Source organism: Xenorhabdus sp. SGI240, from assembly GCF_040081915.1.
GTDB lineage: Bacteria > Pseudomonadota > Gammaproteobacteria > Enterobacterales > Enterobacteriaceae > Xenorhabdus > Xenorhabdus bakwenae.
Genome location: NZ_JBEBMB010000018.1, coordinates 1 through 12,900, shown reverse-complemented (window position 1 = coordinate 12,900; position 12,900 = coordinate 1). Strand labels below are relative to the sequence as shown.

Sequence of the window (12,900 nt, the reverse complement as noted above, 5' to 3'; positions counted from 1 at the left end):
GTAATATGCCAATCGAGATCACCTTTTTGCTAAATACCGTCAATGAGGAAATCTATTGCAGCCTTTACCTGATTACGGTATTGCGACGCATCGCAAAATTCAGCCCCCAACGCATGAACAGATATACTTGCCAGTTCGTGAGTCATGACAGCATATTCTTTGTCGTCTATCAGCCTGATAAGGGGAATCATGCGCTCAGGGCGTCTGTTATCAGGATATCTTTCAACTGGCAGCAGTGGAATCACAATTCGGCGGTTTAACTGCCCAATAATGTCGCTCGTGACGTCCAGCAACAGGGGATAAACGACGGTTTTTCCGGTATTACGATAAACGGTAAATTGCATCGTTAAAATGTCCTGTATTCATCACTGAAACAACCATGTTCATCATGGAAACGGTTTAATGCCTCCAGAGTTTCCATATTTTCCTCCTTCCATTTCTGCGCCTCATAATGGCGTAATTCAGCATCCAAGGCGGCAGTAAGTGTTGCGCTAAAATTAATACCCGCTTCACGCGCCCTATTAAGTAAGCCTCGCTCTACAGTCATGGTTATGCTCTGTGTGTTGCGTTGTTTTGCGGTCATGATTGCTCTCCTGTACCAAGTATTCGTGTATCATACACGTATATATACACGAATTATAGTACTGAGCGTTGAGGTTGTTCAGCGTTACCTTCCGTTAAACCGCGCATACGGGGATAAACTAACGTTACCTGAGCCGTTACCGTAACGAGTAAGTCACACACTCAGTTTCTTTGTTTCCCCCCGAAACATCATGGCGGTTCAACAAAAAATATCCTGTCCCTCGGTTAGGGCGGCGTTCGTATCGTTACTCAGATAACCCCTAGCAAGTACAAAAAAATCGTCCCGTATTTAACATAACATCTGTTGCCAGAACCTCCAGTATGCCTCTCAGGGCGGTTTTCACCTCAATCCGGTAAAACCCGCAAAATTACGCCCCAAAAACCCGCAAAATTACGCCCAGACGTTGTTCAGCGACTGCATAATTATTCACGCCCTCACACACAGATCAGTTTGATGCCGAAATTGTGACGAACATCTTATTTTTATAAATTTTCTCACAAGGAAAAAATCTGCGGCGACGAAAAAAACCATCAGCTTCGGTGTGAACGTGCATCAGATTAACAACGGATGATATGACGCTTCCTCGCATTGACAGACTTCGCTAGTCAATACTGCGGCGAGCGTTGCGGATCTCACAGAGTGAGAAATTGATCAAGCCCCAAATGTAACAAAGCCGAGAACAGTGGTGAAACTGCCTCGGCTCTGGTACTCTAAATCTTGTATGCATCTCTGCCAAGATTCGACGTCGCAATCCTATCTTAGCAGAGGGAAGCTAGCGAGTCACTACTTCCTTAAAACCATTCAACGACTATAACCCATTGCATACCCCTTGATTGATTCGGACTTCGCCCGGTCTCCGAAAGGATAAACAGGCAAATTGTGGTAATCACGTCCCGTCACACGATATGACGGCTCTACCTCCGAATCACGCTGCGGTCTCACAAAGTACAGTGCGTACCTGATAAAGAAATCAATCAACGGGACAGGGGATCTAGGATAAACGTCGAAAAGATCCCAAACAGGAAAAAACACAAGCGATGATGATGTCGCTTCGCTCCTCTCAGGGTTATACCACATTGGGGCATTAGGCAGCTTTATGTGAAATTCTGGTTTTTGGTTATTTTATCGCCAAATATCAAAAAGGATCTCCGGCCGATCTTTTGTGTTTTTATGCTCCTATTGCAAGTTTTTCTAATGTGTTAAGTTATCATCCCTGGCTTGGCATTCAGGTCAGCATTATTTAAATAAACTAGACATCAATATTTATGTCATACATGATATATCTAACGATGCATCTGTTTTTATTGACTATTTTCAAATAAAGGCTTACTTAGGAATAAGTAACAAAGGAGAAAATGTTGTGCAGCATACCACTTATATGGAAATTACAGGGGCAGATCAAGGATTGTTGTCTAGAAACTGTTCAGACAATGATACCCATAAAGATAAAATACAGGTTAACTTCCTTGATTTATCAAAAGGTATTGATGACTTAAGTTATATAGAAACAATAATTTTAGAAAAAATTTAGATAGTTCATCCCCTTTATTACTTAATGCTATTGATAAAAATCAAAATTTAGAATTGATTATATTTCAATGTGTTGATGGAAAAATAGCACATGAATTTAAATTTTAAAATGCGTTTATAGAAAGAATAGACACTAAGTTTTCAGGCGACAGGAAATACCATAGCCCATAAAAAAGAAAGAAGATTATGAAAATGAAAAATAACAACATTTACTTATTAAGTAAACTATCACAAAAAGAAAATAAATCTTTAAGAAATGCCTATGAAAGAGAAATGAAATACATAAGGGATGAGATTAAAAAAGAAAATAAATCTTTAAGAAAGAAATATGAGAAAAAAATTAAATCTTTAAGAGATAAACAAGAAAAAAAAATCACATCGTTAAACGATGAACATCGTGAGGAAAAAATTAAATTGTTAAATGAGGCATATGAGCAGGAAATTCAATATTTAAACGATTCATATGAGAAGGAAATAAAATTTTCCAACGAGAAATATGAGCAACAAATCAAATCAAAAGATAAATATGATGAGTGGCTTAGTGATTTGTTTCGCTGGGATCTATCCACAATAATCACACTCAACTTCATATTCATATTACTATATTTCGCAAGCATATACGCAAGTAATAACAACCCATATGTAATGTTTTACATTTTTGCGTCAATATATTTCGTTGCTATAATCCATATACCCATCGTAATATCATTAGATAAAAAAATTAGTTTCCTTTTATACTTAAAGGCAAAAATAATTTACCTTTTCAGTTATTTTCATCTTTCTCATTAAAATGATATTTATCTAACAGCAAGTATGCTTTAATTGCCGTATTCCCAGTTTTATAAGTAAGCACCGCTTTACTACTGGTAAACATTTTTCTGTTATAATCACTTTCCATATATTTGAATAACCTACCCCACTTTTTCAGTGAGCAATCTATGTAAAAGTGGTACTTTTTCAAGGCCACTTTTTGTTTCTACAGGTAAGTTTATAATTCTTTTGGAAGGATCATATTTAGCAAACGCCAAAGTTTACAGCATCATACGCTAATTCCCCAGAACTCTCATCAGCGTCCAAAAAAGAAAATCCTTTTTCTGTAAAATACTTAACGGGATTTACGGGGTTGACTTCACCATCTGTAAATTCATACATGATATTGGTTACCCAATTTTTGGCTATTTAAATTGACTGCTTAACGGTGTTTACTGTTCCATCGCTCCCGAAACCCCGTGATCCCCGTAAAAAGTGTATGTGCAACGATGATGGGGTCCGCTTGGAAAACGGAAAATATCCTACGCTAAGCCTATTTATTGCACAGTTCCTCATCAATACTAAAACTCATTATGTGCATTTCGGCGTTTCCGGCGTGCAACCCCACTAAATTTCTTGATTACACCCATTCATCAACATTCTCCCAGACGGTGCGAAAAGTCCCTGTTGTAGGAACTCTGAACTCAAACCAATTTGTTTGAAAAACTGCCTGTTGGTCGATATCAACACTTCCCAAAGGAGATATAACGACTTCACTACCTGGAGCTTTAGTTTGTTGGTTAACAACTATTGAATTTAATGGTGGTAAATCATTCAACAAGCACAAATTTCCAATAATGCCTAATTGACGACCTAATGTCCTCCCTGCTTGCCTTGAGCTATGCCCCATTTGTTCAGCTAACTCGCCATAAGTAATGGTAGATAAACCATTAGATTTATTATGCTCGACGAACGCCACAAGAATCAGCCAGATTTGTTGTGCTTGTACATACCGTCCGTTACGATCAGTTGATATCAATCTGTACAAAAAACAGGCTTAGCGTAGGATATTTTCCGTTTTCCAAGCGGACCCCATGATCGGCGATTGATCCACTTTTCGAAGTGGAAATCACTCTGTATAAAAAAAACATAGTTAAAAAACTCCTCAAAGCGATTGTGAGCGTTTTTTTGCATTCAGTGATGAAACGGTAACTCTGCATTTTAAAAACAGCTCAACGTGCCTTATATACGTTTTTATGCCTGTAAGGCTGCTCTTCGGGTTAATTGGGATCACTTTGGATCAAACAGTCAATACAAAAGGAGGGCTGAACGGGAACATTTAACCCCATCCGCCCTGCTAAGCCGTGAGCGAAGCGAACCAATAGGCACGAAATAAAAGGTTCTCGATAGCATGGAGTCGGAGACAGCAGGATCTAACCGTAGAGCGCCCGTGAGGGCGGCTGAGAGGAGCTGCAAAGCGACGACATCCTTTTTTGTGATCGGGCTGACTAAATTTTCTGATTTATCCACAGGGAGGCCTTTTTTTAACTTGTTTTTTTGTTTTTATTCTTGTTTTCGGTCTGTTTTTATCATTATTAATCAATCTATTATATCATGATAGGTGGTGCTTTTGACGGTAATAGGTGGTGCTTTTGACGGTAATAGGTGGTGCTTTTGACGGTAATAGGTGGTGCTTTTGACGGTAATATTCACAGCCAAATGTGGTTGACAAATAAAAGACACCACCTATGTTCGTAGTGGTGTCTAAAAAATGTTTTCCACTAATAATTAATGGTACAAGATATGACCGAGATTATCGCCTACAAGTCAAATGCTCTCATTGAAGCTAGTTATAAATTGACTCTCCAAGAACAAAGAGTTTTATTGATGTGCATCGGTAAATTGAACCCTCAAGCAGTCACGCCTGAAAAAACATTTCAATTAACTGCCAGTGAGTTTTACTTAGCATTTCCTGATATGGGCAGAGAGAATGCAGAACGCAGATTACAGGAGGCCGCTGATAAATTAGCTGAACGCTGGATTTATATTCATTGGAAGGAAAAAGAAGAAAAAATAAGATGGATTCAAGGCCAAGCTAAATATTTTAATGGTCAAGGAAAAATAGAATTAGTTTTTTCTGATCTAATCATGCCTTATTTGACACAATTAAAAGGCCAATTTACTACCATTGCAGTAAAAAATGTTTCAGCACTAAAGAGAACCTATAGCATACGAATTTATGAATTATTAATGCAATTCAAAAAAACTGGAGACAGAATCATTAATCTAAAAGATTTTAGATCTATGTTAGGAATAGAAGATAAATATTTACAATTCAAGGAGTTAAATAAACTTCTCTTAAAGCCATCTATAAAAGAACTAAATCAAAAAAGTAATCTGCTTGTATCCGTTGATACTGTTAAAAATGGGCGTAATGTTGTCGCTTTACATTTCATATTTAAAGAGGATAATCAAATAAAAATGAGCATTTAACAAAAATTATTAGAAAATAATATAAAACCAAACCGTTTATTTGGATTTATATTTCTTTTTTAAAGAAAGTCTGTGTGATATATTATTAATTTAGATTATCTATAAATAACTAGGATGGTAATTTTATGTCATACATGATTTATCTAACATTAAATGGTAAAAAGCAAGGCCTCATATCTGCGGGGTGTTCAACTCTCGATTCAATAGGAAATAGGTATCAGAACGGACACGAAAACCAAATACAAGTACTGAGTTTAAACCACTCAATAACTCGTCAGCAAAACGTTAGTCACAGTCCTATACAATTTATTAAACCCATAGACAAATCATCACCACTATTAGCCATGGCAATAGATTCCAACGAATCGCTAGATGGTAAATTTATTTTTTTCAGAACTGGTCAAGCTGGACAATTGGAATTATTCTATGAAGTAAAAATCACTGAAGCCACTATTTCTGAAGTTTCTTGTGCCTATCCGAATTCTATAAATGATTTTGATGCCATGCCATATGAAAGAGTTATACTTAACTATAAATCAATTTCATGGAATCATGTGGCAGCAGGTACATCCGCCTATAGTATATGGGAAGACAGAGTGTACTAAGCAAAAACTAAGCATATATTTAATATATGCTTAGTGACATAAATTTATATTTCTAACATATTCATTTGGTGCAACCCAGGATTTTTTATTACATGTTAAATACCCAAACGACTTCAATTTATAATCAACATATAAAGAAACTGGTAAACTTAAAATAAAAACGACAAAAAACACTCTTGTGAAAATTTTGAAAAAACGATTAATGAATGACTTTGGATTATTTATAAGGCAAATCAAAATAACAGAAAAAAACATATGAAAAACTATAGGAAAACCAAAGCAAAAAAGAAAAACCCTCCATGAGAAATATATTCTCTCATCAAAATTAACTAACGAAAAAAGATCTTTCCATGAATTAAATACGACAAAAAACACAATTAACAAACAAAGAAAAGATATTAATACATAAAATATCTTTTTCCAAAAAGGAATATCCAGCAATCCATTATTATTAATATCATTTGACATATATAAACCTTATCATTAAATTTGACCCATACTAAAGCCTTTCATTAAATTATATTTCACCCTATCAATATTGTCTTTTTCTTTAAACTTTGCTACAACTTTGTTAGTTATTTCATAATCATTATCTAGAGCATATAAAATCGTAGCAATAGCGAGACCAAGCAAGAAAAGCCCAACACTAATACCAATAATGCTTACCCCTATAGCCAAAAGAGGAGCAGTTACAACCTTGCCAATAACTAAAGTTGCCAATGCAGTAATAGCTAATTTAGCCATGTCAACTGTAACATTACCTAAAAATTCAGCAAGGGCATATTCATCCTTCATAATCCATTCCATAGCTCTATAAGCAAGGGAGAAATATATGCTATGTTTAGTCCCTTCGAATATACCATTTATGATAGCTTTTGAACCAATACCTATTTTTAATATTTTAGGATTATCAATACGATAATTTGATCCTGTAATAAGTTTCCTAACGCTTTCTTTACCTGTTATTTTTATATAAGTAACACCTTTGACTTTATACTCTTTAGCTTTAACACCAAGACTTTTGAACTCATTAATTATTTTACCCAAACCAATAGATTCAAGCATATTCCCAAAAAAAGAAGAAGCTGGATCAGTACATGCAAACACCTTATCTTTCCATGCTTTATGTTCTCCATCTTTACATAAGTAAGATTTTAAAAAACCCGCTGCTTCTTCCATAGTAATTAGAGCATGATGTTCTTCATTTTCATTTAGTTTCCTTTCAAGTTCAGCAAATTGTTTTTTTCTATACTCTTCCATATGAGTAAGAGGTTTTAATTTTCCATTATCAAATACCACCTGCCCACCCATAAATTCATCTGAAATTCTTCTACTCATTTGACACTCCATAAAATTACATAGCATGATAACTTATTGATATTTTGTCTCATATCTTATCGGACTCCGCTATTTTTTCTTTAGATTTTCTGAATTATTGGGAACCGGATCAAGTTTCCCTGTCGGGATATGGCACTGAGAGGTGATAATAAGCACGAATGACGAATAGTTGCAGGCACGGGTGAGTTATATCACAGGGCTGAAATCGCCCACCGAACAACAGCGATGGCTAGTGAAACTCGCCGGTATCGAAAACTGGCTAAAGGACGAAAAACGCAATACGTGTAAAATGTTGGCATAGAGTACCTCCGATACATCCAGTTGATTTTATTATTGAATATTTTTAATTATCCCGTTAACCTGATAACGCTATTGGCAAAATCCGATAGTCAGGGGGTCGCAGCCCTGGAGTGTTCCACTGGTATGAAATAAATATACCAGTGTGCCTGTTTTCGCCTTTTCTATGGTGGTTCAGGCAGGGGAGGCTTTGGCCTCGCTGGAAGAACACTCCCGGTACTGCGAACCCTGTTTGAACTGCCACCACTAAAAGGAGAAAACAAAAATGAATCTTTTCCGATGGTGTTCCTCTGTACCTGCCGTCGTCTTACCTCATAATGCCGAGGTAAAGCATGACTAAATACTTCGTTTATCAAACTAAGACAGATGCTTACGCACTGGCGCGAGATTCCTGTGATCTCATTAAATGCGCCGAATATCTCTGCAACCAATCTGATATAGATACTAATGTCAGGCATATCCATAGCTGTATTAATGTCATCGTCGAAAAATTGCGGAAATTAAGCAAAGAACTGGATATTGGAGCGGTAAAAGAAATCATAGAACCAAATAAATCAGATTACGACTTATCCAAATAAGTAATCTAAAAATGTTATCGACCTAAACTGATAACCAAGGGGTCGCAGCCTTGTAGAGTGTTCCACTGGCAGGATTTTCTGCCAGTGCGCTTGTCTATGTTTTTGCTGTAACAATTCAGACAGCATTAAGCACTCCTGTACTGCGCCTCTGACTTTTTTCATTTAAAAAAGGAAAATAGAAAATGAGCGCACAAAAAAAAGACTGGCATCCGGCTGATGTCATTGCCGCATTACGCAAACAGGGAACGACCTTATCAGCAATCTCCCGTCAGGCCGGATTAAGTTCATCCACATTAGCGAATACGCTGGTTCGGCCTTGGCCTAAAGGCGAATGGATCATCGCTAACCGTCTTGAACTTCATCCCTCCGAAATTTGGCCCAGTCGTTATTTCGATAACATGGGCAGCCTGATAGAACGCAAACCTCGAAATAATCCATGATAGCGAACTATTAATTCCCTCTTTGGATGGAGGTCACTTTCAGCACTTATCAAACCCCTTATCCAGCTAAAGAGATATCATAATTTACTGGCATCACTTGGATTTTACCAAGTGATGCTGCGAAGAGTGATTTGGGGATTACCCCAACAAAATTTTGGGCGATTTCGGCGAGCAACCATAAGATAAGCTGTTTTTAATGCCTTTATTTAATCAATTAAATTTGATGGCGTATAATCGACACAGGCCAGTCTTTTGGCACAACTCACAGAAAAACGCTGCGAGATTCCTACACACACGAAAATTTGGAGTATGACCATGAGCAACACAACTCACTATGAAAACGCCAACTTCCTGCGTGAACTGGCAGAGAGTCTGCCCCAGATCATGCCTGACACCGACGCAGCCCGGAAAGCGGAACTCCTGCAACGACTGGCTAACGAAGAACTGGCGCAGGGCGAGTACGAAGAACGGGTAAGAGCCAAAGTTGCGGCCGCCCGCGCCGACAGTCGCCCAGGGATGACCACTGGACAGCTTCGCCAGCAGTTGCAAAGCCGTTATCAGGAGTTACGAGATGCCGTATCACGTTGAATGGAAACAAGGCGCTATCGAGGACGTTATGGCACTTTTTGACTATATCGCAGAAAATTCATCACTCTGGGATGCCAGAAATGTGACGGATCGCCTCCTGAATTCCACTGACAAACTGGCAGAGTTTCCCCGCCTGTACGAAATGGATCAGCGCTACGGCGAGGATATACGCCGCATAAGTCTGGCAGGACAGCATGTCCTTTACGAAGTAGACGATCAAGCGAAACAGGTTAACGTACTGGCAGTCGTTGGACAACGGCAGAATCCCCACTCAATACGCGAACAGGGGGTAAACGAATAACGCCCAGAAATGGCTGGTTCAAGACTTTTTTGCGTTTCTTACGAGAGCCGCCTTTGCATTACGCCGGGCTATCTGCCCTTTCGCTCTCTCCTGCTGTTCATCTGAAACCATCCCATCGGCTTTTCCATCAAGTCCGTAACGCTCCCCGCCTTGTGCTAGCGCATCCTGATACTTATAGCGGCAGGTGTACTTCACGAGCGCTTTTCTCAGCACTTCTTTGTCAAAAGGCAATCCACGGACTTCTGCATCCGAAATAAGGTCTTCCAGCACCCCCACTTTAAGAGGGCGCGGCGCCCGGTAACAAAACAAAGCTGGCCAGAAACCTTCTAACAGCGCCTTTGCTTCCCGCTCAAATTGTTTTTTTTCTTCTTCAGTTTCTGTCGCCATAGTGCTCTCTCATTAAAAACATTGTTAAAATTAGCATTTTACATATTGTTTCACTCGCGTAACAGAACCGTTCACCCCCCCCCTCTTTTAAACAGTCCATAAAATAACCAATTCGCACAAAACTCACGCTATCCCGCTTTTGAGTGCCTGTTTTTTCATCAGGCTCACAACGTTATCCACAGTAAGCGTGGACAACACGCCGTGTTTTAGGGGTTCAGCGTATCAACCCCTACTGGCAGTCGTTGGACAACGGCAGAATCCCCGCTCGATACGCTAATTTCCCATGACCTCATTTTGTCCGGCAGGCAGATGATTCACGCATTGAGACCATCTATCGCAGCCAAGTTTGCGAATTCCGTGCGTTATAAACCCCACTTTATCCTCCTGTCGGTTTTTGCCATAACCCCCCGCTATGCCCAACAATTAAAAAGTTGGGCATAGCGGGGGGTTATGGCTTTGTTATACTTACACGCAATATTTTAAACGCAACTATCCTTAGCCCGGTTTTTACGCTATGGTGAAGACTGTGATAAGTCTGGTGCCCTTTGACGCACTCCTGCTACACCGGATACAGGTCAACGATCCGAGATTTCTGTCACCCAACAGCCCATTTGGCGATTTCTGATGCGGACAGCCCAAACGCCACTGAGCCAGTGTCACAGCCGCGATTTACCCACGCTGACGGGTAATAAGGCGAGATTAGTCCGAGCCTGAACTACACCGGTTCAAACCGGGGCAAATAGACATTCAGTTGTCGCTGAACCTTTTCAGGTCAGTCGTTCTTACACCCCCTAGCCCGTGGAGAAACACATGCCCCAGTTTGATGCAGGCAATGAGCTGGCCGAGTTGCGCGAACAGACCCGGATTATCCGCAAGCAGCGTTACCGGAAATCCCGCCTTGATCGTCACGCCGGCGAACTGTTGCAACTGCACCGTGAAGGGGCCAGCGCCGCCGAATTGCAACGCTGGCTCAGGGAAAAACGTATCCGGGTCGTTCTCTCCACCGTCACACGCTGGCTGGCGCGCAATGGCTAAATTCGCCAGTCCGGCCAGGCAGGCCGCCTCCGTTATGAAAGCCATGCAGGGCAGCGTGTTACGCTCCGTTGGCACCGTGCGCAACTACGAGCAGGCTTTAACCCGCGTGGCGGAATGGGTGAAGTCCTCCCGCGCCTGCTCTGACCTGCGAAAACTGACGCCAACGACAGCCATCGACTATCTGGAAACCCGCGGCGAAGCCGTCGGACAGAAGACACTGGACATGGAACGGCAGGCCATTCAGGCCATGATGCACCACGTCACCGGCGCATTACCCCACGACCAGACCCTTCCGGTTATCCGCGCTGAAAGTCCTCAGGTATTGACCGGCCGCGCTTACACTCCGGCACAAGTGGCGCTGATTGCCCGCGCACAGACCGCCAGAAACGCGCTGGCCACTGAGCTGGCGTATGCGGCCGGACTCAGGGCACACGAACTGCACACACTGGCCCCCGTCCGGGAGTGCCCGGCTAACGAGAGACCGGCAACAGCAACCAAATGGAACGGCCGCGACGGCCATCTGTACACCGTACAGGGGAAAGGGGGGCTGGTTCGAGAAGTTCTGATCCCCCATCATCTGACAGAACGGCTGGAATCCCTGCGCCGCCCTGAACCCCGGACGATAACAGACCGGGGGATAAATTACCTTTCCCGCTATGAGATTGGTGCCGGCAAAGCCTGGACAAACAGTTTCAGCGCGGCCGCCAGCCGCGTGCTGGGCTGGTCTGCCGGTGCGCATGGCCTGCGCCATTCCTATGCCCAGGAGCGCATGAGCGAACTGCAACGGCAGGGACTTGTCCGGGAGGACGCACTGACCACCGTTAGTCAGGAAATGGGGCATTTTCGGCCGGAAATTACGGAGACTTACCTGCGATGAAATGGCGTGTAATAACAGGGCTGGCATTCCTGCTCGTTCTTTCCGTTGTCAGCTTTGGCGTCTATGCCAGCCTGAATGATCTTATCGTCGGCACACTGGCCGAAAATGACCGGATCAGGGTGATTGCAGAAGGATTTGCCGTCGCCATACACTTCTGGCCTGTTGCGCTAGCCGGAGCAGTGCTGGGCGGCGTTCTCACCCTCATGGTTTCCGCACCTGCTTTCAGCACAGCACAGGATGCAGATCACGAGAGCCAGCGTAGATACTACCGGCAACAAGCCGAAGCCGCGGAGCGTCGTGCTGAAAGCGCCGATAAAGTCGCACAGCAACGGTTGCAGACACAACTCCAGGTCGCAGAAACCCGGGAAAGGGAAGCCTCCTGTACTTTAGACCGTGCCAGGCAGCTTGAACAAGACGTCGCGGCCAAAGTCAGGAACCTCATGGCAGAAACTGAAAGACAGCGAGTCACCGCTGCGCATGAAGTTGAACAGAGCCGTATCAAAGCCCAGGATGCAGAACGGCGACGCCGGAATGCAACGGCTACAGCAGAGAGACTGCGCCGTAAACAGGATCAGAAATTCATCAAAAGCTAACCTTATCCAAAAATGTTTTGTTGGATTGCCGGCATAGCGGCGGTGCTACAAAACACATCTGGTCTCGTTGTTGGGGATTTGTGCCCATATAGATAAATATGGCCTGGCTTATCAGCTTGATGTATTAATAGTTAATACAGGTATTCAATATGAGAAAAATTACGTCAGTCAGTATGGGAAAACAGCTTGACAGTTTTGCGCAGCGAATGATTGAAAGTGGCCGCTATGGTTCAGCCAGCGAAGTTATGCGGTCAACGTTACGTTTGCTGGAAAAACAGGAAAATCTAGATGATGCGATCCGTAACGCAGTACTCGAAGGATTGGAAAGTGGAGAAAGCCCCCTAACGCTACGGGACATTGCTGAGCAGAGGAAACAGCGATATCGAGTATAAGGGGGTTTGGATGAGTAGAGCTGTCCGGTCACCCAATACCCGGGCATAGTTCCAAACCGTAAATTCCTGCGCGAATGCTCCCGCTAGCCCTTATAGTAATATGCCAATCGAGA

General features: G+C 42.0%; 18 protein-coding genes. 12 read left to right on the top strand and 6 right to left on the bottom strand.

The window, feature by feature from the left end:
* Window positions 1-29: 29 nt before the first annotated feature.
* The gene (locus ABLA76_RS04530) at window positions 30-344 is read right to left on the bottom strand and encodes a CcdB family protein (protein ID WP_285811906.1); all 315 of its coding nucleotides are present in this window, start codon (window positions 342-344) and stop codon (window positions 30-32) included.
* A gap of 2 nt (window positions 345-346) precedes the next feature.
* The gene (locus ABLA76_RS04525) at window positions 347-583 is read right to left on the bottom strand and encodes a type II toxin-antitoxin system CcdA family antitoxin (RefSeq protein ID WP_285811905.1); all 237 of its coding nucleotides are present in this window, start codon (window positions 581-583) and stop codon (window positions 347-349) included.
* Window positions 584-1,943: 1,360 nt separating this feature from the next.
* Here ABLA76_RS04525 and ABLA76_RS04520 point away from each other — a divergent pair.
* Together ABLA76_RS04520 and ABLA76_RS04515 are read left to right on the top strand one after the other, a co-directional pair.
* Window positions 1,944-2,114, top strand: coding sequence for a hypothetical protein (locus ABLA76_RS04520; RefSeq protein WP_348987027.1), 171 nt, complete (start codon window positions 1,944-1,946; stop codon window positions 2,112-2,114).
* 185 nt (window positions 2,115-2,299) lie between these two features.
* Window positions 2,300-2,902 (top strand): hypothetical protein, encoded by a 603-nt coding sequence (locus ABLA76_RS04515; protein ID WP_348987026.1) that lies wholly within the window; start codon window positions 2,300-2,302, stop codon window positions 2,900-2,902.
* Window positions 2,903-3,503: 601 nt separating this feature from the next.
* Here ABLA76_RS04515 and ABLA76_RS04510 read toward each other — a convergent pair.
* Complete coding sequence (locus ABLA76_RS04510) at window positions 3,504-3,842, bottom strand: hypothetical protein (protein WP_348987025.1); 339 nt, start codon at window positions 3,840-3,842, stop codon at window positions 3,504-3,506.
* An 824-nt stretch (window positions 3,843-4,666) separates the two neighbouring features.
* Between ABLA76_RS04510 and ABLA76_RS04505 the strand changes: the two genes are divergently transcribed.
* Both ABLA76_RS04505 and ABLA76_RS04500 read left to right on the top strand, forming a co-directional pair.
* On the top strand, window positions 4,667-5,356 hold the full coding sequence (locus ABLA76_RS04505) for a replication initiation protein (RefSeq protein WP_348987024.1): 690 nt from the start codon (window positions 4,667-4,669) through the stop codon (window positions 5,354-5,356).
* 125 nt (window positions 5,357-5,481) lie between these two features.
* Window positions 5,482-5,961 carry an Hcp family type VI secretion system effector gene (locus ABLA76_RS04500; RefSeq protein ID WP_348987023.1) on the top strand — a complete coding sequence of 160 codons (480 nt, stop codon included), beginning with the start codon at window positions 5,482-5,484 and terminating at the stop codon, window positions 5,959-5,961.
* A gap of 30 nt (window positions 5,962-5,991) precedes the next feature.
* On the opposite strand, the gene ABLA76_RS04495 is transcribed toward ABLA76_RS04500, so the two are convergent.
* Entirely contained in the window at window positions 5,992-6,429 is a 438-nt protein-coding gene (locus ABLA76_RS04495) for a DUF1240 domain-containing protein (protein WP_348987022.1), read from the bottom strand.
* 15 nt (window positions 6,430-6,444) lie between these two features.
* The gene (locus ABLA76_RS04490) at window positions 6,445-7,299 is read right to left on the bottom strand and encodes a hypothetical protein (RefSeq protein WP_348987021.1); all 855 of its coding nucleotides are present in this window, start codon (window positions 7,297-7,299) and stop codon (window positions 6,445-6,447) included.
* 629 nt (window positions 7,300-7,928) lie between these two features.
* Between ABLA76_RS04490 and ABLA76_RS04485 the strand changes: the two genes are divergently transcribed.
* The 4 genes from ABLA76_RS04485 to ABLA76_RS04470 all read left to right on the top strand — a co-directional run bounded on the left by ABLA76_RS04485 (window position 7,929) and on the right by ABLA76_RS04470 (window position 9,503).
* Window positions 7,929-8,174 carry a hypothetical protein gene (locus ABLA76_RS04485; protein ID WP_348987020.1) on the top strand — a complete coding sequence of 82 codons (246 nt, stop codon included), beginning with the start codon at window positions 7,929-7,931 and terminating at the stop codon, window positions 8,172-8,174.
* Window positions 8,175-8,356: 182 nt separating this feature from the next.
* Window positions 8,357-8,614 carry a helix-turn-helix transcriptional regulator gene (locus tag ABLA76_RS04480; RefSeq protein WP_348987019.1) on the top strand — a complete coding sequence of 86 codons (258 nt, stop codon included), beginning with the start codon at window positions 8,357-8,359 and terminating at the stop codon, window positions 8,612-8,614.
* Between the two features lie 315 nt (window positions 8,615-8,929).
* Entirely contained in the window at window positions 8,930-9,202 is a 273-nt protein-coding gene (locus ABLA76_RS04475; protein ID WP_348987018.1) for a plasmid stabilization protein, read from the top strand.
* Complete coding sequence (locus ABLA76_RS04470) at window positions 9,186-9,503, top strand: type II toxin-antitoxin system RelE/ParE family toxin (RefSeq protein WP_047770629.1); 318 nt, start codon at window positions 9,186-9,188, stop codon at window positions 9,501-9,503. Before ABLA76_RS04475 ends, ABLA76_RS04470 begins: the two co-directional genes overlap by 17 nt.
* Window positions 9,504-9,521: 18 nt before the next feature.
* On the opposite strand, the gene ABLA76_RS04465 is transcribed toward ABLA76_RS04470, so the two are convergent.
* The gene (locus ABLA76_RS04465; RefSeq protein ID WP_348987017.1) at window positions 9,522-9,890 is read right to left on the bottom strand and encodes a ProQ/FINO family protein; all 369 of its coding nucleotides are present in this window, start codon (window positions 9,888-9,890) and stop codon (window positions 9,522-9,524) included.
* An 810-nt stretch (window positions 9,891-10,700) separates the two neighbouring features.
* Between ABLA76_RS04465 and ABLA76_RS04460 the strand changes: the two genes are divergently transcribed.
* The 4 genes from ABLA76_RS04460 (at window position 10,701) to ABLA76_RS04445 (ending at window position 12,787) form a co-directional block, all read left to right on the top strand.
* Entirely contained in the window at window positions 10,701-10,925 is a 225-nt protein-coding gene (locus ABLA76_RS04460) for a hypothetical protein (RefSeq protein ID WP_348987016.1), read from the top strand.
* A complete protein-coding gene (locus ABLA76_RS04455) occupies window positions 10,918-11,802 on the top strand; it encodes a site-specific integrase (protein WP_348987015.1) in 885 nt (294 codons plus the stop codon). The genes ABLA76_RS04460 and ABLA76_RS04455 overlap by 8 nt, the downstream gene beginning before the upstream one ends.
* On the top strand, window positions 11,799-12,395 hold the full coding sequence (locus ABLA76_RS04450; RefSeq protein WP_348987014.1) for a hypothetical protein: 597 nt from the start codon (window positions 11,799-11,801) through the stop codon (window positions 12,393-12,395). The genes ABLA76_RS04455 and ABLA76_RS04450 overlap by 4 nt, the downstream gene beginning before the upstream one ends.
* A gap of 149 nt (window positions 12,396-12,544) precedes the next feature.
* Window positions 12,545-12,787 (top strand): type II toxin-antitoxin system ParD family antitoxin, encoded by a 243-nt coding sequence (locus tag ABLA76_RS04445; RefSeq protein ID WP_348987013.1) that lies wholly within the window; start codon window positions 12,545-12,547, stop codon window positions 12,785-12,787.
* Window positions 12,788-12,900: the final 113 nt, after the last annotated feature.